This is a genomic window from Agromyces sp. P2_B3 (genome assembly GCF_056404815.1).
The window spans coordinates 261,382-283,496 of sequence record NZ_JBFUDH010000003.1 but is presented as its reverse complement, the minus strand read 5'-3'; the positions used below and the strand labels follow the sequence as shown (position 1 = coordinate 283,496).

Annotated in this window: 15 protein-coding genes and 1 tRNA gene; 15 read left to right on the top strand and 1 reads right to left on the bottom strand. The window is 70.7% G+C overall.

Going from position 1 to position 22,115, the window contains the following annotated elements:
* Positions 1–48: 48 nt before the first annotated feature.
* The gene (locus AC1DZA_RS06920) at positions 49–687 is read right to left on the bottom strand and encodes an MBL fold metallo-hydrolase (protein WP_476772174.1); all 639 of its coding nucleotides are present in this window, start codon (positions 685–687) and stop codon (positions 49–51) included.
* Positions 688–748: 61 nt separating this feature from the next.
* On the opposite strand from AC1DZA_RS06920, the gene AC1DZA_RS06915 reads away from it, so the two are divergent.
* From AC1DZA_RS06915 to murA, 15 genes are all read left to right on the top strand, one after another.
* Positions 749–1,651 carry a diacylglycerol/lipid kinase family protein gene (locus tag AC1DZA_RS06915; protein ID WP_476772173.1) on the top strand — a complete coding sequence of 301 codons (903 nt, stop codon included), beginning with the start codon at positions 749–751 and terminating at the stop codon, positions 1,649–1,651.
* Between the two features lie 78 nt (positions 1,652–1,729).
* Positions 1,730–1,802, top strand: a tRNA-Glu gene (locus AC1DZA_RS06910).
* A gap of 315 nt (positions 1,803–2,117) precedes the next feature.
* Positions 2,118–3,161, top strand: coding sequence for a TerC/Alx family metal homeostasis membrane protein (locus tag AC1DZA_RS06905; protein WP_476762115.1), 1,044 nt, complete (start codon positions 2,118–2,120; stop codon positions 3,159–3,161).
* A gap of 131 nt (positions 3,162–3,292) precedes the next feature.
* Positions 3,293–4,186: a PP2C family protein-serine/threonine phosphatase gene (locus AC1DZA_RS06900; RefSeq protein ID WP_476762116.1), complete on the top strand. Its 894-nt coding sequence runs from the start codon at positions 3,293–3,295 to the stop codon at positions 4,184–4,186.
* Positions 4,167–5,303 (top strand): FHA domain-containing protein, encoded by a 1,137-nt coding sequence (locus AC1DZA_RS06895; RefSeq protein WP_476772172.1) that lies wholly within the window; start codon positions 4,167–4,169, stop codon positions 5,301–5,303. Before AC1DZA_RS06900 ends, AC1DZA_RS06895 begins: the two co-directional genes overlap by 20 nt.
* Positions 5,300–7,039 carry a serine/threonine-protein kinase gene (locus tag AC1DZA_RS06890; protein WP_476772171.1) on the top strand — a complete coding sequence of 580 codons (1,740 nt, stop codon included), beginning with the start codon at positions 5,300–5,302 and terminating at the stop codon, positions 7,037–7,039. Before AC1DZA_RS06895 ends, AC1DZA_RS06890 begins: the two co-directional genes overlap by 4 nt.
* Positions 7,036–7,767 (top strand): hypothetical protein, encoded by a 732-nt coding sequence (locus AC1DZA_RS06885; protein ID WP_476772170.1) that lies wholly within the window; start codon positions 7,036–7,038, stop codon positions 7,765–7,767. Before AC1DZA_RS06890 ends, AC1DZA_RS06885 begins: the two co-directional genes overlap by 4 nt.
* Before the next feature lie 201 nt (positions 7,768–7,968).
* Complete coding sequence (locus AC1DZA_RS06880; RefSeq protein WP_476772169.1) at positions 7,969–13,320, top strand: Ig-like domain-containing protein; 5,352 nt, start codon at positions 7,969–7,971, stop codon at positions 13,318–13,320.
* A 16-nt stretch (positions 13,321–13,336) separates the two neighbouring features.
* Positions 13,337–14,305, top strand: coding sequence for an AAA family ATPase (locus tag AC1DZA_RS06875; protein ID WP_309979308.1), 969 nt, complete (start codon positions 13,337–13,339; stop codon positions 14,303–14,305).
* Complete coding sequence (locus AC1DZA_RS06870; RefSeq protein WP_476772168.1) at positions 14,302–15,600, top strand: DUF58 domain-containing protein; 1,299 nt, start codon at positions 14,302–14,304, stop codon at positions 15,598–15,600. Before AC1DZA_RS06875 ends, AC1DZA_RS06870 begins: the two co-directional genes overlap by 4 nt.
* Positions 15,597–17,927 (top strand): transglutaminase TgpA family protein, encoded by a 2,331-nt coding sequence (locus tag AC1DZA_RS06865; protein ID WP_476772167.1) that lies wholly within the window; start codon positions 15,597–15,599, stop codon positions 17,925–17,927. The genes AC1DZA_RS06870 and AC1DZA_RS06865 overlap by 4 nt, the downstream gene beginning before the upstream one ends.
* A 9-nt stretch (positions 17,928–17,936) precedes the next feature.
* Positions 17,937–18,539, top strand: a complete 603-nt coding sequence (locus AC1DZA_RS06860; protein ID WP_476772166.1) for an FHA domain-containing protein — start codon at positions 17,937–17,939, stop codon at positions 18,537–18,539.
* Positions 18,540–18,657: 118 nt separating this feature from the next.
* Entirely contained in the window at positions 18,658–20,118 is a 1,461-nt protein-coding gene (gene leuC / locus AC1DZA_RS06855; protein WP_476772165.1) for a 3-isopropylmalate dehydratase large subunit, read from the top strand.
* Positions 20,119–20,120: 2 nt separating this feature from the next.
* Positions 20,121–20,741 (top strand): 3-isopropylmalate dehydratase small subunit, encoded by a 621-nt coding sequence (gene leuD, locus AC1DZA_RS06850; RefSeq protein ID WP_309979298.1) that lies wholly within the window; start codon positions 20,121–20,123, stop codon positions 20,739–20,741.
* The gene (gene murA / locus AC1DZA_RS06845) at positions 20,738–22,108 is read left to right on the top strand and encodes a UDP-N-acetylglucosamine 1-carboxyvinyltransferase (protein WP_476762688.1); all 1,371 of its coding nucleotides are present in this window, start codon (positions 20,738–20,740) and stop codon (positions 22,106–22,108) included. Before leuD ends, murA begins: the two co-directional genes overlap by 4 nt.
* Positions 22,109–22,115 lie beyond the last annotated feature (7 nt).

The following is a 22,115-nucleotide window of genomic DNA, read 5'->3' as shown; positions in this document are numbered from 1 at the left end:
ACGACCGCGCATCCGAGCAGCGACGGCCGCCTCGCCCTCCCGCGTGGCTCAGAAGTCGATCGAATCCCCGGGTTCGAGGGGCAGGTACTCGCCGCCGCCCTGCTCGACGGCCCAGCGGAGGCGGGCGTTCGAGAGGTCCTTGCCGGCGCGCGACAGCAGCATCTCATGCGTCGGGAACGCCCGCTTCGGCGCCACCTCGATGACGTAGTCCATGGCTTCGCTGATCTTCATCCAGGGTGCGGCGGCCGGGGCGGCGAGCACGTCGACGGCGATCCCGTCGGGCGCGACGAACGAGTCGCCCGCGTAGTACAGCGCCTCGTTCACGAGCACCCCGAGGTTGTCGATGATCGGGATCGACCGGTGGATCTGCGCGTGCTGCCCGCCGAAGAATCGCAGCCGGAACGGCCCGACCTCCACCTCGTCGCCCGCCGCGACCGTCTCCACCGGGAATCCGGATGCCGCCGCGGCGACGCCCGCCGGGCCGAAGATGCGCACTCCGGGGTTGGCGCCGACGATGCGGCCGAGCTGCTCGGGCGTCCAGTGGTCGGCGTGCTCATGGGTGATCACCACGGCGGCGGTGCCGGCCGACTCCGTGATCGGTGTGGTGAAGCTGCCCGGGTCGACGTAGAGCTTGTCGCCCGAGTCCTCGATGACGAGCGCGGCATGTTCGAGCTTGGTGAGTCGCATGCGTCGAGCCAACACCGCCCGCCGCGCGGCGCGCAAGCCCGTCGCCTGCCAGAATCGCACCATGATCCGAGCCCCGCGGCGCCTCCTCGTCGCCGTCAACCCGGCCGCCTCCTTCGGCCGCAATCGCGCCGTGGGGCCGGCCGTGGTCGAGCGGCTCGTGGATGCCGGGTACGACGTGTCGATGCTCCGCGAGGCGAACTTCGAGCTGCTCCGGCGCGAGGCCGAGTCGGCGTTCGAGCAGCGCCCCGACGCCCTCGTCGTGGTGGGCGGCGACGGCATGGTCTCGCTCGGCGTGAACCTCGTGGCGCAGACGCGCGTGCCGCTCGGCATCGTGGCGGCCGGCACGGGCAACGACCTCGCCCGCGGGCTGGGTCTGCCGTACGACGATCCGGTCGCGGCCACCGATGCGCTGCTCGCGGCGCTCGACCGCGAGCCCCGGCAGATCGACGCAGGCATCATCCGGCACGGCGACCTGCGCACGTGGTTCGCGTGCGTGGTCTCGACGGGCTTCGACGCCGTCGTCAACGAGCGGGCGAACCGGATGACGCGTCCACGCGGCCCCAGTCGGTACACGCTCGCCCTCGCCCGCGAGCTCGCCACGTTCCGTCCCCGCACATACGTCATCACGATCGACGGGGTGCGCCGGGAGCAGCGTGCGATGCTCGTGTCGGTCGCGAACAATCCCTCGCTGGGCGGCGGCATGCGCATCGTGCCGCACGCCGACCTCGCCGACGGCCTGCTCGACGTCTTCATCGTCCATCCGCTGTCCCGTTCAGCGCTCGTCCGCGTGTTCCCGAAGGTCTTCGCGGGCACCCACGTCGACCACCCCGCGGTCGAGTTCGTGCGGGCGAGCCGGGTGCGCATCGAGGCCGATGACATCGTCGCGTACGCCGACGGCGAGCGCATCGGCCGGCTCCCGATCGAGGTCGACGTGGTGCCCGGGGCGCTGTCGGTCTTCGCATGATCACGGCGACGGATGCCGCGGCGGCGTCGATTTTGCGGGAGCCGCGAGCCTGTGTCATACTCTTCAAGTTGTCGATTCGGCCCCATCGTTTAGCGGCCTAGGACACCGCCCTCTCACGGCGGCAGCGCGGGTTCAAATCCCGCTGGGGTCACAACAGCGAAAACCCCCGGTCACCCGGGGGTTTTCTGCATTTCCGAGCGGCATTCTCCTGCCCGCGCGGGGTCGTCCCTCGATCGCCACGTCCCGCCGCCACGTCCCGCGACGAGAGTGCGGTGCGCTGCGGCATCCGCTCGCCCTCCGCTAGACTCGGCTGAGCGAAGGGGAGTATCCCGCGAGGCGCACGCCTCGGGCCACGATCGTCAGTACGAGCGCCAGAGACGCCGCTCCGGGCGTGGCGGCGCGCCGAGGGCGCGGTCGGGAGAGACTTTCGGGTTCACCTGTACCCACTCACCCCGGAAGGCCCCCTGTGCTCGAACTCCCCGTCTGGTTCGAAGTCGGCTCCCTCGTGGTCCTGACCCTCATCCTCATCGGCGACCTGCTGCTCGTCGTCAAGCGCCCCCACGTGCCGTCGTTCCGGGAGTCCACCCTGTGGGTGGTCTTCTACGTGGCGCTCGCGCTCGTGTTCGCGCTGTTGATGCTCCTGCTCGGCGACGCCGAGCACGCCGGCCAGTTCGTGGTCGGCTGGCTCACGGAGTACAGCCTCTCGATCGACAACCTCTTCGTGTTCGTCATCATCATGGCGAGGTTCTCGGTGCCGAAGAAGATGCAGCAGGAGGTGCTCATGGTGGGCATCATCCTGGCGCTGATCTTCCGCGGGGTGTTCATCCTCCTCGGCGCCCAGCTCATCGAGAACTTCAGCTGGATCTTCTACATCTTCGGCGCCTGGCTCGTCTGGACGGCGATCCAGCAGGCGTTCCTGCATCGCGAGGAGAGCGCAGAGGAGACCGAGAGCGCGCTCGTGCGGATGCTCCGCAAGCGCGTTCGCATCTCCGACGACTACGACGGCATCAAGCTGCGCACCACCGTCGACGGCACGCGCATGTTCACGCCGATCATCATCGTCTTCATCGCGATCGGCACGACCGACCTCCTCTTCGCGCTGGATTCGATCCCTGCCATCTTCGGCATCACGCAGTCGGCGTTCATCGTCTTCACGGCCAACGTGTTCGCGCTGATGGGCCTCCGCCAGCTCTACTTCCTGCTCGGCGGGCTGCTCGAGCGGCTCGAGTACCTCAAGTACGGCATCGCGTTCATCCTCGCCTTCATCGGCGTGAAGCTCGTGTTCCACGCCCTGCACGTCAACGAGCTCCCGTTCCTCAACGGCGGCGAACCCGTCGAGTGGGCACCCGAGATCTCCACATGGGCCTCGCTCGGCGTGATCGTGGTGGCGATGGCCGTGGCGACGATCGCGAGCCTCGTCAAGGCCCGGGTCGACTCGAAGCGCCGCGGCGTGAAGCTCATGGACGAGGTGCCGCACTTCACCGAGGACGCCTCCCGCCGCGAGCACTGACCGGTCCGGGGGTCGCGCCGCTGTGCACAGCGGTCCGCAGGACCCGCCCGGAGTTGCTAGCGTGGGGAGGCGGCGCCTGGGTGGGGCGCCCGGGCCGGGGGGCCCGCAGGCGAGTTGCGACGAGGAGAACCGTGTCCGCTGATGGCGAGGACATCGTCCGACTCCCGCGCGGTTCCGCGGTGATCGCCCACAGTGCGCAGAGCGACGTCGGTCGTGTCCGCAGCGTGAACGAAGACGCGTTCCTCGCGGCCGCACCGGTCTATCTCGTCGCCGACGGCATGGGCGGCCACGCGCGAGGCGATGCCGCGAGTCGCACGGTGGTCGAGACTTTTCGGCGTCACCTCGAGGCGGGCAGGCCGTCATCGCCCGAGCAGGTGCTCGACGCCATCCACAGTTCGAACGACGCCGTCCGGGCGCTGAGCGCCGAGGGCGAGGAGGGCACGGCCGTCGCCGGCACCACGCTCACGGGCATCGCGCTCGTCGACGCGGGCGACGGCGCGGGCTTCCACTGGATGGTGTTCAACGTCGGCGACTCCCGGGTCTACTCGTGGGACGGACGCACGCTGCAGCAGTTGAGCGTCGATCATTCGGCGGTGCAGGAACTCGTCGACGCCGGCCTGATCAGCGCCGACGATGCCGAGCGCCATCCCGACCGCAACGTGATCACGAGGGCGATGGGTGCCGACGAGGTCGTCGATCCCGACGTCTGGCTCATCCCCGCCGCCGGCCGCCAGGTGTTCCTGATCTGCTCGGACGGCCTCTCGAAGGAGGTCGACGACGAGCAGCTCGCCCAGGTCCTCGCGGGCGACACCGGGCATGCGGCGGGCCTCGCGGGCGAGTTGGTCGATGCCGCGCTCGAGCACGGCGGTCGTGACAACGTCACGGTCATCGTGGTCGAGTCGCAGCTCGGCGATGACGACGATGACGACGAGACCACCCGCGACCGAACCGGCTCGTTGTCACGCGCCGCCGAGGACACGACGCCGCGCACCGGGGGAGGGCACCATGGCGACGTATCGGCCTGACCCCTCGGGCGCGTGGCTCGCCGCCGTGCGCGGGCGCGTCGCCCTCCTGGCTCCGATCACTGCAGCCGACGCGGTGGCGGCGGTGTGGGCCGAGCTCGGCGCCCCCGATCCGACGCCGCAGGTGCTCGACCGGCTCACCGCGTCGGGCCTCGCGGCCACGCCGCCGTTCGCCCTCGTCGTGCGCGGCGACGGCCGCGGCTCGGCCAGGGTCGTGGCGCGCGGGCCCGTCCGCGTGGTGATCGGCGACACCACGGTGTCGGGCGAGGGCGTCTCGACCTGGGCCGAGCGGCTCATCGACGGGGTCGAGGGCGAGGTGCGTCTCGAGTCCGTCGATGCGGCGCCGTCCGGCGAGCGTCCCCAGCTCCCGCTCGTCGAGGGCGTGGTGTACGCCGTCGCCGTCGCGACCGACGCGGTCGGGCCGGTCGCCGCCGCGGCCTTCCCGGTCAGCCCGGCCGTCGACGCGGCGCCTGCGCCCGCGGCGCCTGCGCCCGCGACGGCCGCGGCCGTACCGGTCGTGGTGCCCGCTGCCCCGTCGACTCCCGCCCCGGTCTCGGTCGCCTCCCCGGCCGAGCAGACCATGGTGCCCGTCGAGGACACCATCGCCTCGCCCAAGCGCTCGGCGCCCGTGACCCGGCCGACTCCGGCAGCCCCGGCTGAGCTCGAGGGCGACCACGACGGCCTCACCGTCGCCGGCATCGACCTGCAGCGGCTCCGCGCCCAGCGCGCCGCGCGCCCGGCCACGGCCACGCCCACGCCTCCGTCGGGCGTCACGGTGTCGCCTTCGGCGTCGCTCCGCATGCCCGACGGCAGCCTCGAGCCGATCGGCCACGAGGTCGTCCTCGGGCGCGCGCCGAGCGTGAGCCAGGTCTCGGGCGGGCGAATCCCGCGGCTCATCACGATCGGAGCCGGCGACCCCGATATCTCACGCAACCACCTGCGCGTCGCGGTCGAGGGAGACACGGTCGTGGTGACCGACCTGCACTCGCGCAACGGCACGCATGTCGTCGCGCCAGGCAAGCCCCCGGTCAAGTTGCGGGCCGGCGAGCCGACGCCCGTCCTCACCGGTACGGTGATGGACCTCGGCGGCGGCTGGACGATCCAGGTCGTGGGCGAATGATGCGTCGCGCCCCGTCCACGCCGCCCGACCTGCCCGGATACACGGCGCTGCAGCTGCTCGGCTCTGGCGGGTTCGCCGATGTGTTCCTCTACGAGCAGCGCCTGCCGCGGCGCAAGGTCGCGGTGAAGGTGCTCCTCACCGAGGAGCTCGGCCGTGACACGCGCGCCCAGTTCGTCGCCGAGGCCAACCTCATGGCCCAACTGTCGGCGCATCCGTTCATCGTGACGATCTTCCACGCCGATGTCTCCGCCGACGGCCGCCCCTACTTCGTCATGGAGTACTGCTCGGGGCCGAGCCTCGCCGAGCGCTACAAGCGCGAGCGGTTCGCCGTCGAGGATGCTCTGCGCACCGGCATCCGCCTCGCCGGCGCCGTCGCCACGGCGCACGCCGCCGGCATCCTGCACCGCGACATCAAGCCGGCCAACGTGCTGACGAACGACTACGGGTGGCCCGCCCTCACCGACTTCGGCATCTCATCGAACCTCGAGGGCGAGTTGCCGGTGCACACGATGACGTCGCCCGTCGACGCGTCGTCGACGTCCTCCGGCCAGTCCGCGGTCGGCATGAGCGTGCCCTGGTCGCCGCCCGAGATGTTCGAGGATGACCCCAAGCCCGACCAGCGCAGCGATGTCTTCTCGCTCGCCGCGACGGTGCACTCCCTCCTCGCCGGGCGCACGCCGTTCGAGATCCCGGGGCGACCGAACGGGTCGCTCGACCTCATCGGGCGCATCGAGCGAGGGGCGATCACGCCGATCGGCCGCGACGACGTGCCGCGCAGCCTGACGGCCGTGCTGGCGAAGGGCATGGCGACGCGTCGCGACGACCGCTATCCCAGTGCGGTGGAGTTCGCCAGGGCACTCCAGCGCGTCGAGCTGGAACTCGGCTACCCGGCGACCACCATCGAGGTCCCCAACCTCTCCTCCGAGCGACAGGCGCCCGTCGAGGACGGCGCTGACGAGACGCGCGCCCGCGCGGTGCGATCGGTCGAGGCGCAGCCGGCCGCCCCGACCCGGCTGCCGGCCGCCGTTCCCAGTGAGGACGACGCCACCCGCGCTCGCACGCCGCGTCAGGTCGAGGCGCAGCCCGTCGCGGCAGCGGCCGCGACGCCCGACGAGGGCACGATCGTTCGCGCGCCGGTCGCGGTGGCGGGCGCGACGGCGAACCAGGTCGACCAGACGGTCATCCGCCCGCGGGGGCGCTCCGCGCAGGCAGCGACGCCCGCCGCCGAGGCTGCTGCTGCGCCGACGGTCGACGCGACGCAGCTGCGCGGCCGCGGTGCGGCGGCATCCGACCTCGTCGACGACACGCGCACCCAGGCGCGTCCCCGTCGATCCCACGTCGGCGCCGTGGTCGGCATCGTGGCGGCGATCGTGGTGGTGGTCGTGATCGGCATCGCGGTGGCCCTCTCCGGCACGCTCCAGCAACAGTCGGCCGATCGAACGGCCGCCCCGTCCGGCGAGGACGCGATCCTCGCCGCCACCGTTCCCGCGCCCGAAGTGCAGCCCGGCGTGCCCTCCGCCGACGGCGCCAGCGTGTCGTTCGCAGTCTCGCACGACGACGCCGAGGAGGGCGACCGGTACCGCTGGCAACGCGCCGACGGCTCCGGCGCGATCGCGGTCGCCGACGGCCCGACCATCGTCGTCGACGGGGTGACGGCGGGCGAGCGCGTCTGCATCGAGGTGCAGGTGCAGCGCGGGAGCAAGACCTCCGAACCGGTCACGGAGTGCACGGCATGAGGCCCCTCAAGGTCGAGTACTGCGGCGAGTGGTACACCGTGAACGAGGGCGAGGCCTTCGGGATCGGGCGCGAGTCCGACCTGACCATCGACGACAACCCCTACCTGCATCGCACCTTCCTGACGCTGTCCAGCGAGTACGGCCTCTGGTGGCTCTCGAACGTCGGCCAGCTCCTCTCGGCCACCGTCTCGGACGCGACCGGCAGCGTGCAGGCATGGGTCGCGCCGGGGGCGAAGCTGCCGCTCGTCTTCCAGACGGTGCACGTGATGTTCAGTGCCGGCTCGACCACCTACGACTTCACCATCCACGCCGAGGAGGACTTCTACAACACCTCCCTCACGGCGAGGCCGGCCGACGGCGGCACCACGATCCTCCCGGTGACGCTCACGACGAGCCAGCGGCTCCTCGTCGTGGCGCTCGCCGAGCATGTGCTGTCGCAGCCGTCTGCCGGCAGGTCGGTGGTGCCCACTTCGGCCGAGGCGGCTGCACGCCTCGGCTGGAGCATGACCACGTTCAACCGCAAGCTCGACAACGTCTGCGAGAAGCTCGACAAGATCGGCGTCGACGGGCTCCGGGGCGGCCGCGGCAGGCTCGCGACCAACCGGCGTGCGCGGCTCGTGGAGTACGCCGTCGCAACTCGGCTGGTGAGCACCGACGACCTGGCGCTGCTCGATGGCACCGACGATGTCCCCGACGGAGTCGCCGAGGGCAGCGACCCGCGCGCCTGACCGCGAGCCTGCACGGCCGGCGCGGAACGCCGGGAACTCTCATCGACCCAGCCGGAAGCAGGCGCCACGTCCCCCGGGGGCGGGTGACATGGGGATCCCTCCCCATGTGGCCCGTCAGGAGGTCCGTGTTACCGTGTACCCCGGTGTGGGGAGAGAACCGGCGCCATTCTGCGTCGGCGCGAACAGGTCAGGGAGTCACGGGTGGGAGTGTTCACTTCGTGGATCCGCACGCGAAAGACCACCGCGACCATCACGACGCTGGCGCTGATCGCCGGTGTTCCATTGGCCTTCGCGGTGCTGCACCAGGGCTTCCCGGTCACCGATCCCGACCTTCGCGCCCGCGACGTCTGGGTGACGAACGCGAAGGACCTGCTGGCCGGCCGTCTGAACCGTCCGATCGGCGAGCTGGATGCCGCGGTCAGCACGGCGACGAATGAGTTCGACGTCTTCCAGGACGGGGATTCGGCGTTCCTCTACGACCGCAGCATCGGATCCATCGAGCGCATCGACCCGTCGTACACCACGCTGACGGAGCGGATCGACGTGCCACCAGGGTCCACGGTCGCCTACGGCGGGGACGTGCTCGCCGTACTGTCGCCGAAGGGCGAGCTGTGGACGGTCCGCGCGGGCGGCTCCCTCTCGTTCGACGCAACTGGGACCGACCCGCTGCTGAAGCTCGGCGAGGACGCCGAGGTCGCGGTGAGCTCCGAGGGCACGGTCTTCGCCACGAAGCCGAGCAAGGGCTCCCTGTACCGGGTCCCCGTCGACGGCGGCGATCCCGTCCGCACGTCCATCCCGAAGCTCACCGGGCACCAACTCGCCGCGATCGGCGAACGTGCCGTGGTGCTCGACACCGAGGAGGATCGCCTCCTCGTCGACGATCGGTCGATCGAGCTCCCCGAAGCGGGCCTGCGGTTGCAGCAGTCCGGCGCGGAGCATGACGTCGCCTATGTGGCATCCGGCGGCGGATTGATGTCGGTGCCGCTCGACGGGGGAGAGGTCGCCGTCACCTCCAATGGCGCGGATGCCCCGGCCGACGGTGCCGACGACGTGGCCGCGCCCGTGTGGCTCGACGGCTGCGCGCACGGCGCCTGGGCGACCTCCGCCCGGTACCTCGTGGAGTGCGACGGCGCGGAGCCCGAGTCCCAGCAGATCGACCAGCCCACTGCCGGTTCGCGCCTCGAGTTCCGCGTGAACCGTGACGTCATCGTGCTGAACAACCTCTCGAATGGCAACTCGTGGCTGGTCGACTCCGACCTGCGCCTCGTCGACAACTGGGAGGAGGTCACGCCGCCCGAGGAGTCGGAGGACCAGGAGGGCGACGAGAAGTCGTCCCAGCAGAACTTCGAGGACACGCTCGCTGAGCGCGGTCCGATCAACCGTCCGCCGCTCGCGCGCGACGACGAGTACGGCGTGCGTCCCGACCGCACCACGATCCTCGAGGTGCTCGAGAACGACACCGATCCCGACGGCGACGTGCTCACGGTCGCCGGCCTCCCGACGGTGAGCGGCGCCTCGGGGCGGCTCGAGCTGATCGACGGCGGTCGTGCGCTGCAGTTCACGCCCGACGAGGGGGCCGCGGGCACGGCGTCGTTCCGCTACTCCGTGTCCGACGGGCGCGACGGGGTTGCGGAGGCCAATGTCGACGTGCGCATCACCCCCGACAGCGAGAACGAGGCGCCGATCTCGCTGCGCAACGGCGCGACGAGCGTCGAGCAGGGGCGCCAGATCTCCTACAACGTCCTCGCGGACTGGAACGACCCCGACGGCGACGACGTCTACCTCGTGAACGCATCGCCCACCAGCGGCGACTCGGTGCGATTCAGCCCCGACGGGCTCGTGACCTTCGAGCACCAGTCCGGCGAGCTCGGCGTCAAGGAGGTGCAGTACATCGTCTCCGACGGCCGCACCGAGGCGGCCGGCATCCTCACCGTGGAGGTGAAGCCGACCGGCACCCTGAACCCGGTCGGAACCCCCGACTTCGCACAGGTGTTCGCGGGCGAGACGTTCGCGATCGAGCCGCTCGCGAACGACCTGTCGCCGTCGGGTGCGCCGCTCAGCCTCGTGGGCGTCGAGGAGGCGCCCGACGACGCGGTCATCACCCCGAACATCGAACGCGGCACCATCACGTTCTCCGCGCCCGAGCCCGGTGAGTACGTCTTCCTCTACAACCTCGCCGCCGACACCGCCGTGAGCGTCGGCCTCATCCGGGTCCAGGTCACGCAGCCGCCCAGTGAGGCGCCCGCGCCCATCGCCGTCAAGGACATCGCCTACCTCCGTCCGGGGGAGCCGACCACGGTGCCGTTGCTCGTCAACGACGTGTCGCCGTCGGGCCGGGTGCTCGCCGTGCAGTCGGTCGACGAGACGGCGACCGACGACCTCGTGTCGGTCGAGATCCTCACCAACACGGTGGCGCGGGTCACGGCATCCGAGGCCATCGACCGCCAGCTCCAGTTCGAGTACACGATCTCCGACGGCGTGAACACGGCGACGGCGACGGTGGCCGTGGTGCCGGTGCCGCCGCTCGTCAAGCACCAGCCGCCGGTCGCGCTCGACGACAGCGTGAACGTGCGAGCCGGCGACATCGTGACGGTGCCGGTGCTCGCGAACGACTATCACCCCGACGCGGCATCCATCCACGTCCTGCCCGACCTCGCGAACACGACGGCAGCCGAGGGCCTGGCCTTCGTCAGCGAGGATTCGGTGCGCTTCCAGGCTCCGGATGCCCCGGGCACGTACACGACGGTCTACACGATCGGCGACGACTTCGACCAGACGGCGCGCGCCACCGTCCGGTTCACGGTGGTGGGGCCCGATCCCGACGCCAACCGCGCGCCGCTTCCCACACCGCTCACCTCGCGCACCTTCGAGGGGTCGGCGGTGAAGATCGACGTGCCGCTCGACGGCATCGACCCCGACGGCGACTCGGTCGTGCTGACGGGCATCTCGACCGCGCCCTCGCTCGGCCGCATCGTGGAGTCGACGAGCACCTCCATCACCTACGAGGCCCTCACGGGGTCGGCCGGCACCGACTCGTTCAGGTACGAGGTGCAGGACACCGGCGGTGCCACCTCGGTGGGCATCATCCGCATCGGCGTCATCCCGCGCCCGGTCGTGCAGCTTCCCCCGAAGGCCGTCGACGACACCATCGCGATGAAGCCCGGGCGCACCGTCGGGGTCGAGGTGCTGCTCAACGACTCCGATCCGTCGGGGTACGAGTTGCACGTGGCCGGCCTGCCCGAGGTCGACGAGGGCATCGAGGCCGAGATCCGCGACCGCCGTCGCGTCGTGGTGACCGCGCCCGAGACCGAGGGCGCCTACACGATCCGATACGAGATCTCGAACGGCCATGGCGGCGCGGACGCGGCGTTCCTCCAGGTGGCGGTGTCCAAGGATGCGGTGATCCTGCCGCCGACGGCGGAGGACCAGGTCATCGAGCCCGAAGAGGTCGTCGATGTCGAACGGGTCAACGTCGACCCGCTCGCCGATGCGACGAACCCCGGCGGACTCGTGGAAGACCTGAAGGTGACCGTCGAGGGTCCGAACGCCGGCCGGGCTCAGGTGCTGCCCGACGGGACGATCGACGTGGAGCCGGGCAGCCGACGCTACGCCGTGGCGTACCGCCTCACCAACGAGCTCGACGCCCTCTCCGCCATGGCGTTCGTCATCGTCCCACCGATCCCGGGTGGCGACACGGAGGTCGAGGAGACCCAGCGCCCGAAGACGCCCGAGGAGCTCGCCGCCGAGGAGAAGGCGAAGTTCCCGGCACCGCACCTCGCCGAGTTCCCCCCGGTCGTCGTGCCGATGAACGGCAAGGTCGTGTGGGATGCGAACGACATCGTCGTGGTGCCGTCGGGCCAGCCGCCCCTCATCCTCTCGGCGACGGCGACGAATGCGAAGGACGCACCGTTCGTCGACGGCACGACCCTGCAGTACGTTCCCGAGCAGGACTACCGGGGCTCCGCCTCCGTGACCTTCACCGTGACCGACGGAACGAGCGCTTCCGATCCGATCGGACGCGTCGCGATCCTCACGATTCCGATCACCGTGGGCGACCCCAACTTCAACGACACTCCACCCACCTTCACGCCCCGCACCGAGACCATCGAGGCGGGTGAGACGCCGCTCGACATCGACCTGCGCTCCTCGAGCTTCCAGCCGAACCCCGACAACATCCAGCGCATCCAGTACACGAACCTGCGCGGAACGACGTCCGACATCCAGGCCCAGATCACCGACGGCACCCTCACCGTGTCGGCCCCGCTCGGCGTGCAGCCCGGCACGGCGGCGCATCTCACCTTCGACCTGAAGTTCGAGTCGTTCACGGTGCCGGGCTACGTCGACGTGAAGGTCGTGTCGTCGACGCGCGCCAAGCCGATCGCCACCAACGACGGCCCGATCGACATGACCCGCAGCCAGTCCCTTGCCGTCGACGTGCTCGCGAACGACTTCAATCCGTTCAACGCCGAGGGCAAGCCGCTGCGCGTGGTCGCCGCGGAGGTGGACTCCGCGAACGTCGGCTCGAACGCGTCGGTCAGCTTCAACACGAGTGGCATCACCGTGCGCACCGGGCCAGTGTTCACGGGACAGTTGAGCGTCATCTACCGCATCGGGGATGCGACCATGGACCCCGCGCGGGAGGTGCAGGGGCGTGTCACGGTGGTCGTGCGCGACCGGCCCGACGCTCCGAGCATCACGGGCATCGTCGGGGGCGATGGCAAGGTCCAGTTGACGTGGCGGGCGAACGCCACGAACAACTCGCCGATCACGAGCTACATCGTCTCCGCGTCGCCATCCGGCGGCGGGCCCTGGACGTTCGGCGCCAGTGCTGCCGGCTCCCCGCAGAACATCCCCAACCTGGCGAACGGCACCACCTACAGCTTCAACGTGCGTGCGGTGAATGCAATCGGCACGTCCGACGCGTCGACGCCCGCGAGTGCGACCCCGTACGGCACCCCGACCGCCCCGAGGAACGTGAGCCACGGCTCGATCGGGTACGCGCCCGCAGATGTCACCGTGAGCTGGGCCGCGCCGTCGGACACCGGCGGCGGCGCCGTGGAGTACCAGGTCCGGGTCGACGGCGGCGGCTGGTCGGGCCTGCAGGGTGGAACCTCGAAGACGATCTCCAACCTGGGGGCAGGCACCCACACGGTGGAGGTCCGCGCGAGGAACAACGGCAGCCAGCAGTTCGGTCCGGCCGCCGGCACCACCTTCGGCGTCGAGAACCGGCCGCCTCCCGCCTTCTCGGCCTCGGTGTTCAAGGGCGGTTCGGCGCCGTACTGCTCCGGATGCCACTACGTCGGGGTCGACTTCTCGAACCTTCCCGCCGGGCGGTACAACGTCGTGACGGAGATCAACGGCAGTTCCGGCAGCTTCTACGTCGGCACGTACGACCTCGGATCCTCCGGGTCGCTCGTGCTCCAGAACGGCCTGGGCCAGCGGAACAACGACTCGATCCGCGTCCGGTTCACGCCCACGGGCGGCGGCGCCAACAAGTACTCGGATGCGACCTCGAACTGGGACGCCCTCCCCGTTCGCGGCGGGAACCCCTGATCAGGAGAACGAACGAATGTCAGTAACGCAAGAACAGGCCCTCTGGTTCCAGGACGCCTTCTCGAAGCTCGTCGACAACGTCGACCAGGCGATCCTCGGCAAGCGCGAGGTCATCGAGCTCGTGGTCACCGCACTGCTCTCCGACGGCCACGTGCTCCTCGAGGACTTCCCGGGCACCGGCAAGACGGTGCTCGCGAAGGCGCTGGCCAACACGCTCGACGGTACGAACTCCCGCATCCAGTTCACGCCCGACCTGCTGCCGTCCGACGTCACCGGCGTCACCATCTACGACCAGGGCAAGGGCCGCTTCGAGTTCCACCACGGACCGATCTTCGCCTCGATCGTGCTCGCCGACGAGATCAACCGCGCGAGCCCGAAGACGCAGTCGTCGCTCCTCGAGGTCATGGAGGAGGGCAAGGTCACCGTCGACGGCGTGAGCTACGACGTCGGCAGCCCGTTCATGGTGATCGCCACGCAGAACCCCGTGGAGCAGGCCGGCACCTACTCGCTGCCCGAGGCGCAGCTCGACCGCTTTCTGATCAAGACCTCGCTCGGCTACCCCGATCACGACACGGCCGTGACCCTGCTCCTCGACTCGGCGAACCGCGCACGGGCGTCCAAGGTGTCGCCCATCATCGCCTCGAGCTCGGTGAACACGATGTCGCAGCTCGCCTCCGACGTGTACGTCGACGCGGCCGTGCTCTCCTACCTCAACGAGATCGTGTCGGCGACGAGGGCGCACCAGGACTCGGCGCTGGGCGTCAGCATGCGCGGCGCCCTGGCGCTCGCCCGCACCGTGAAGACGTGGGCGATCGCGCACGGGCGCACCTACGTGACGCCCGACGACGTGCGCGAGCTCGCCGTCCCCGTGCTCGCGCACCGCATCATCGTCGACCCCGAGTCCGAGTTCGCCGGCGTGACCGCGGAGGACATCGTCAGCAGGGTGCTCGTCGACATCGCGCCCCCGGCCTACCGGGCGGCATGACCGCCGAACCCGGCGCGCAGACGACACCCTCGCAGACGCGCATCGCATTCCGCGCGGTCGGTCGGTCGCTCGCGGCATCCGCTCGATCGATCGCAGGCCGGCTCGCGCACGTCGCGCGCGCCGTCGCGGAGTTCTGCGCACCGGTGACGGGCGTGGTGTCCACGGTCGGATGGCTCGTGCTGGCGGCCGCGGCGGTGTCGCTCGTGATCGCCTTCTCGTTCGGCTGGATCGAGTTCGCCTTCCTCGGGTTCACGCTGCTCGCCGCGGTGCTCGTCTCCGTCGCCTTCGTGTTCGGCCGCATGCACTTCCGGGTCGGCATCGAGCTCCAGCCGGCGCGCGTCGTGGCGGGGGAGCGGGCGTTCGGTCGGCTCCTCGTGACCAACGCAGGAGGCTCGCCCTCGGCGCCGTCCCGCATCGAGCTGCCCGTCGGAGCGGGGCTCGCCGAGTTCGTCGTCCCCTCACTCGCGCCCGAGGCGGAGCACGAGGAGCTGTTCGCGGTTCCGACGAACCGACGCGCCGTCATCATCGCCGGGCCGGCCGTGTCGGTGCGCGGCGACCAGCTCGGGATCCTGCGCCGCATGGTGCGCTGGACCGACCCGGTGGAACTGTTCGTGCATCCGGTCACCGCTCGGCTCCGGCCGTCCGCGGCGGGCCTCGTGCGCGATCTCGAGGGCGAGGTCACCAAGGTCATCACGAACAACGACATCTCGTTCCACGCGCTGCGGGCCTACGAGCCCGGCGACGCCCTGCGGAACGTGCACTGGCGCACCTCGGCGCGAACCGGGCAGCTCATGGTGCGCCAGTACGAGGAGACGCGCCGCTCGCAGCTCGTGCTCGTGCAGGTGACGGAGCGCGCCCAGTACGCCTCGGATGACGAGTTCGAGCTCGCCGTCTCGGTGCTCGCCTCGATCGGCGTGCAGGTCATCCGCGACGCGACACGCCTCGCGGTCGTCACCGAGTCGATCGCCCTTCGCACCGCGACCCCGACTGTGCTCCTCGACGATTCGTCGCGCATCGAGCCGGTGGAGCGACGGTTCCCGACCGTGCGCGACTTCGTGCGGGACGCCACCAAGCGCCTCCCGGCACCGAGCGTCGTGATCGCCATCGGCGGCTCCCTCCTGCCGGTCGCCGAGTTCCGTTCCATCGAGACCCTCTTCGGCGCCGACACGGTCACGATCGCGTTCCGCGTCGAGCTCGGCGCCTCCAGCACCATCACGAAGGTCGCGGGCACCACGGTCGTGACCGTCGGCGACCTGGCCGACCTGCCGCGACTGGTCAGGAGGGTCCGGCCGTGAACCGACTTCCCCGCAACGTGACCAGCGACATCCTCGTCCTCAGCCTGCTGTCCGTGCTCGGCATCATCGGGTACGAGACCTCGTTCGGCGACCTGAACTTCATGCTCGCGGCGGGTGCCGGACTCGTCGTCGGCACCCTCGTCGCCGTCGCCGGCGCCGTGTGGCGGCTCGGCGTCCTCACCACCGTGCTCGTCGGCCTCGCGGCCTACTTCCTGCTCGGCAGCGCGTTCACCATGCCCGGGGAGGCGCTCTTCGGCGTGCTGCCCTCGCTCGCCTCCCTCACGGGGCTCGCATTCGGCGCGGTCTACGGCTGGGCCGACATCGTCACGATCGGCACGCCGGTCGAGGCGCCCTACTACATCGCCGTGGTGCCGTACTTCGCCGCCTGGCTCGTGTCGCTCGTCGGCACGATGCTCGCCACGCGCTGGCTCCCGAAGCGCCGCACGGCGCTCCGCGCGAGCGTGCTGCTCATCGGCCCGATCGTCCTCTACCTGTCGGGAATCCTGCTCGGCACCGACGAGGCGTTCTTCGCCGGGGTCCGCGGCGTCTCCTTCGCCGTCATCGCCCTCGTCTGGATCGCCTGGCATCGCGGAACGACCGTCGAGGCGAGTGGCGACGGGGCCAGGCGCCTGCGCCGCCAGAAGGTCGTCGGCACCGCCTCGGTCGTCGTGGGGGCCGTGGTCGTGGGCGCGCTGGCCGGGGCGGCGGTCGCGCCGGTGTCGCCCGAGCGCTTCGTGCTCCGCGACGAGATCGTGCCGCCGTTCGACCCGCTCGAGTTCCCGAGCCCGCTCTCGGGATTCCGGGAGTACACCAAGGACCTCGTCGAGGACACACTGTTCACGGTGCGGGGACTCGAACCGGGCGACACGGTGCGCCTCGCCACCATGGACGCCTACACGGGCCGACTCTGGAACGTGGCCGGTCCCGACGACGTGGGTGCCGACGGCGGCGGCTACGGCATCGTCGGCGAGTCCCTTCCCGAGCCCGAGCTGGCCGAGCTGGGCTCCGCACGTGACATCGAAGTCGAGGTCGGCGAGTACCGCGACGTGTGGCTCCCCACGGTGGGGTACGGCAGCTCGCTGCGCCTGCTCGACCAGGGCAGCGCCGAGCGAGCCGGCGACCTCCGCTACAACCCGGCGGCGGGCACGGCGGTGCTCACGAGCGGCGTCGCCGAGGGCGCGCGCTACGAGTTGCGCGCCAACGTGCAGGTCGAGCCCGACAGCGATGAGCTGATCGACGTTCCGGTGGCCGACATGACCCTCCCGGTCGTCGAGAACTCGCCCGACGTCGTCGCGGCGAAGGCCTCCGAGTTCGCCGGTGATGCGGCGAGCCCGATCGAGCAGCTCCGCGCGATCGAGCGGGCGCTGAAGACCGGCGGATTCCTCAGCCACGGGCTCGCATCCGACGCGGTGCCCTCCCGTGCAGGCCACGGCGCCGACCGCATCACCGAGCTCTTCACGCGCTCGCAGATGGTCGGCGACGCGGAGCAGTACGCCGCGGCGATGGCGCTCATGGCACGGTCGCTCGGCTATCCGGCTCGCGTCGTGATGGGGTTCGCGCCCGACATCGCGGACGGCCAGGAGGAGGTCGACGTCGTCGGCGACGACGTGACCGCCTGGGTGGAGGTGCCGTTCGAGGGTGTCGGCTGGGTCTCGTTCCGCCCGACGCCCGACAACATCGACGTCCCGCAGGAGCAGACCCCGAAGCCCAAGTCCGAGCCGCAGCCCCAGGTGCGCCAGCCCCCGCGTGCGGAGCACAGCGAGGACGAACTGCTGACCACCGTCGAGATCGACGAGACCGACGACGACGACAAGGACCGGCCGTTCTCGATCCCGGGCTGGGTCTGGGTCACGGTGGCGGCGGTCGGCATCCCGGCGGCGCTCGTGTTCCTGCCGATGCTGGTGGTCGGATTCGTCAAGGGGACTCGCCGCCGCCGCCGCCGGTCGGGGCCCAACGACCGGCAGAGCGCCGCCGCGTGGGAGGAGCTCGTCGACCGCTACGCCGAGCTGGGCTTCGAGCCTCCCGAGCGAGCGACGAGACTGCAGGCCGCGCGCATCCTCGAGCAGCAGTTCGACGAGCAGGGGCTCGGCGCGCTCGCGCGAGCGTCGGCAGCGGCGACGGATGCCTCCGCCCCGGCGCCGGTGCCCGTGCGGCTGTCGACGCTGGCGGCGACCATCGACCGCGACGTCTTCGACGGGGCATCCGTCGACGACGCGGCCGTCGAGCGGCGCTGGACGGAGGCGGATGCCGCGACGGCGGTGGTGGCGAATGCGGCCGGCCGGGTGCGTCGATTCGTGAGCCGGTACCGGATCCGCCTGCGTCGGTAGAGTGGAGTGGTGGCTGAACCGGACTTCATCGTCCCCCCGCCGGGGCTGATCCCGGCTGCGCCCGAGCAGCCCGCGCAGCCCGAGCGCACCGACCCCGACCGCACCGTTCGAGCCGTGCCCGCCCGGGCGCTGCCGACCTTCGCCCCGCCCACGGGTCCGGTCGCGCCGCGCGCGCCGCTGCCGCCACTGCCTCCGGGGCCGCCGAGCGCGGCCGTTCCCGCCGCTCCGCCCGTGCGCGTCGAGGCGCCCACGCCCACCCCGCAGCCGGGCGCCTGGCGCCTGCGCACCGCCGACGGACTCGAGGTGCTCCTCCTCCGTCCCGTGGTGCTCGGCCGTGATCCGGTCGCCGAGGCAGGGAGGCCGGGGGCGGCCACGATCCGCCTGGAGGACCCCGCCCGGTCGGTGTCGAAGACGCACGCGCTCGTCGAGGTCGTCGACGAACGGGTCACGGTCACCGACCTGCATTCGACGAACGGCAGCCGCGTGCTGACGCCCGAGGGCGACGAGGTCGAACTCGACCCCGGGCTGGCCTCCGCGGTCGCCGGCGGGTCGACGATCCTGCTCGGGGAGTTCGCCGTCACGCTGGATCGGGCTCCGCTCAACTCGGTGTAGCCTGAGATGGTGCGCGCTTCACGACTTCTTCTTCGGTGCCGCGGCGGGGCCTCGTTCTAGGCCGATCCCGTCGCGGAGTCCGTTGTCGGCTGACCACAGATTCTGAGGAAGCGAACGCATGAACGCAGCATCCACGATCCCCGCGAACACCGACGGGGCACGGCCTCGCACGCTGGCCGAGAAGGTCTGGGACGCCCATCTCGTGAAGAAGGGCGAGGACGGCACTCCCGACCTCATCTACATCGACCTGCACCTCGTGCACGAGGTCACGAGCCCGCAGGCCTTCGACGGCCTCCGCCTGGCCGGCCGGCCGGTGCGTCGTCCCGATCTCACGATCGCGACGGAGGACCACAACACGCCGACGCTCGCGATCGACCGGCCGATCGCCGACCCGACGAGCCGCACGCAGATCGAGACGCTCCGTCGCAACGCGAAGGAGTTCGGCATCCGCCTGCACTCGCTCGGCGACGTCGAGCAGGGCATCGTGCACGTCGTCGGCCCGCAGCTCGGCCTCACGCAGCCGGGCATCACCGTGGTCTGCGGTGACTCGCACACCTCGACGCACGGCGCGTTCGGAGCGATGGCGTTCGGCATCGGCACGAGCGAGGTCGAGCACGTCATGGCCACGCAGACGCTGCCGCTGAAGCCGTTCAAGACCATGGCGATCAACGTCGAGGGCGCGCTCCGTCCGGGCGTCACGGCGAAGGACATCATCCTCGCGGTCATCGCGAAGATCGGCACGGGCGGCGGGCAGGGCTACGTGCTCGAGTACCGCGGCAGCGCCATCCGTGCGCTCTCGATGGACGGCCGCATGACGATCTGCAACATGTCGATCGAGGCCGGCGCGAGGGCCGGCATGGTGGCTCCGGATGCCACGACCTACGCGTATCTCAAGGGCCGCGCCCATGCGCCGGCCGGCGCCGACTGGGACGACGCGGTCGCCTACTGGGAGACCCTCGCGACCGACGAGGGTGCGGAGTTCGACGCCGAGGTGTTCATCGACGCCGACGCGCTCGAGCCGTTCGTCACATGGGGCACGAACCCCGGCCAGGGCGTCTCGCTCTCCGAGTCGGTGCCCGACCCCTCGTCCATCGACGACCAGCACGAGCGTGCGGCCGCCGAGCGGGCGCTCGAGTACATGGACCTCGCGCCCGGCACTCCGCTGAAGGACGTGCACGTCGACGCGGTCTTCATGGGCTCCTGCACGAACAGCCGCATCGAAGACCTCCGCGCGTTCGCGTCGATCGTGAAGGGCAAGCGCAAGGCCGACGGCGTGCGCGTCATGGTGGTGCCGGGCTCGGCCCGCGTGCGACTGGAGGCCGAGGCCGAGGGCCTCGACAAGGTGTTCGAGGAGTTCGGCGCCGAGTGGCGCTTCGCCGGGTGCTCGATGTGCCTCGGCATGAACCCCGACCAGCTCGCCCCGGGCGAGCGCTGCGCGTCCACGTCGAACCGCAACTTCGAGGGCCGGCAGGGCAAGGGCGGTCGCACGCACCTCGTGTCTCCGCTCGTCGCGGCGGCCACGGCCATCCGCGGCACGCTGTCCAGTCCGTGGGACCTCGAGCAGGAAGGGGCGCGCTGACCATGCAGAAGATCAGCACCGTCACCGGCACCGCCGTTCCGCTTCGCCGCTCGAACGTCGACACCGACCAGATCATCCCCGCGGTGTTCCTGAAGCGGGTCACGAAGACCGGCTTCGATGACGCCCTGTTCTACGCCTGGCGGCAGGATCCCGACTTCATCCTGAACCAGGAGCAGTACCGCGGCGCCCGCATCCTGATCGCCGGTCCCGACTTCGGCACGGGCTCGAGCCGCGAGCACGCCGTCTGGGCGCTGCGCGACTACGGCTTCGACGTGGTGATCAGCTCGCGCTTCGGCGACATCTTCCGGGGCAACTCGGGCAAGCAGGGCCTGCTCGCCGCGCAGGTCGCCTACGAGGACGTCGAGCGCCTCTGGGAGCAGGTCGAGGCCGACCCGGGAATACCCGTCACGGTCGATCTGGTTGAGCGTACGGTGAGCGTCGGAACGCTCACGGTGCCGTTCGACATCGACGACTACACTCGGTGGAGGCTTCTCGAAGGGCTCGACGACATCGGGCTCACCCTGCGGGACGAGGAGTCGATCGCCGAGTTCGAGTCACATCGAGAAGCTTGGCGGCCGAAGACCCTCCCCATCCGGGAGCCGGCAGAATCAGGGAGTCTGTGAACACGCTCGGGCAGGACGCCAAGAACCACGGATCGGCAGTCGGACTGAATGTCGACCGCATCACCATCAACGGCGGCAAGCCCCTGCGGGGCCGCATCGAGCTGAAGGGCGCCAAGAACCTCGTCACCAAGGCGATGGTCGCGGCGATCCTCGGCGACACGCCGAGCGTGCTGAAGGACGTCCCCAACATCAGCGACGTCCGCATCGTGCGCGGCCTCCTCGAGGTGCACGGCGTGAGCGTGACGCACGGCGTCGACGAGGGCGAGCTCATCCTCGACCCGTCGGCGGTCGAGACGGCGCACATGGCCGACATCGACGCGCACGCGGGCTCCAGCCGCATCCCGATCCTGTTCTGCGGGCCGCTCCTGCACCGCCTCGGCGAGGCGTTCATCCCCGACCTCGGCGGATGCCGCATCGGCGACCGCCCCATCGACTACCACCTCGAGGTGCTGCGCAACTTCGGCGCCATCGTCGAGAAGCTCCCGAGCGGCATCCGGATGTCGGCGCCCAACGGACTCCACGGAGCCAAGGTCGCCCTGCCGTACCCGAGCGTCGGCGCCACCGAGCAGGTGCTGCTCACCGCAGTGCTCGCCGACGGCATCACCGAGCTCTCGGGTGCCGCGATCGAGCCCGAGATCATGGATCTCATCAACATCCTGCAGAAGATGGGCGCGATCATCACGGTCGACACCGACCGCGTCATCCGCATCGAGGGCGTCGAGAAGCTCGACGGCTACACGCACCGCGCACTCTTCGACCGCAACGAGGCCGCCAGCTGGGCGGCCGCCGCCCTCGCCACCGACGGCGACATCTTCGTCGGCGGCGCGCGCCAGGCCGAGATGCTCACCTTCCTCAACGTCTTCCGCAAGGTCGGCGGCGACTTCGAGATCCAGGAGGACGGCATCCGCTTCTTCCACCCGGGTGGCGAGCTCAAGCCGGTGATCATCGAGACCGACGTGCACCCCGGCTTCATGACCGACTGGCAGCAGCCGCTCGTGGTCGCCCTGTCGAAGGCGAACGGCGTGTCGATCGTGCACGAGACCGTGTACGAGCAGCGCTTCGGCTTCGTCGACGCGCTCGTCGAGATGGGCGCGTCGATCGAGGTGCACAAGGAGTGCCTCGGCGCCGGGGCGTGCCGCTTCGGCCAGCGCAACTTCCAGCACTCGGCCGTGATCTCCGGACCGGCGAAGCTGCACGGCGCCGACATCGAGGTGCCCGACCTGCGCGGCGGCTTCAGCCACCTCATCGCGGCGCTGACCGCCGAGGGCCGTTCGACGGTCTCGAACGTGGGCATCATCGCGCGCGGGTACGAGAACTTCATCACGAAGCTCGAGCTCCTCGGGGCGGACTTCGAACTCGAAGGATAATGGGGGA

Excerpts from the sequence above, each read along its gene's own strand:
- AC1DZA_RS06920 (WP_476772174.1), bottom strand. The coding sequence starts at position 687 with ATGCGACTCACCAAGCTCGAACATGCCGCGCTCGTCATCGAGGACTCG.
- AC1DZA_RS06915 (WP_476772173.1), top strand. The coding sequence starts at position 749 with ATGATCCGAGCCCCGCGGCGCCTCCTCGTCGCCGTCAACCCGGCCGCC.
- AC1DZA_RS06895 (WP_476772172.1), top strand. The coding sequence starts at position 4,167 with ATGGCGACGTATCGGCCTGACCCCTCGGGCGCGTGGCTCGCCGCCGTG.
- AC1DZA_RS06890 (WP_476772171.1), top strand. The coding sequence starts at position 5,300 with ATGATGCGTCGCGCCCCGTCCACGCCGCCCGACCTGCCCGGATACACG.
- AC1DZA_RS06885 (WP_476772170.1), top strand. The coding sequence starts at position 7,036 with ATGAGGCCCCTCAAGGTCGAGTACTGCGGCGAGTGGTACACCGTGAAC.
- AC1DZA_RS06875 (WP_309979308.1), top strand. The coding sequence starts at position 13,337 with ATGTCAGTAACGCAAGAACAGGCCCTCTGGTTCCAGGACGCCTTCTCG.
- AC1DZA_RS06870 (WP_476772168.1), top strand. The coding sequence starts at position 14,302 with ATGACCGCCGAACCCGGCGCGCAGACGACACCCTCGCAGACGCGCATC.
- leuC (WP_476772165.1), top strand. The coding sequence starts at position 18,658 with ATGAACGCAGCATCCACGATCCCCGCGAACACCGACGGGGCACGGCCT.
- leuD (WP_309979298.1), top strand. The coding sequence starts at position 20,121 with ATGCAGAAGATCAGCACCGTCACCGGCACCGCCGTTCCGCTTCGCCGC.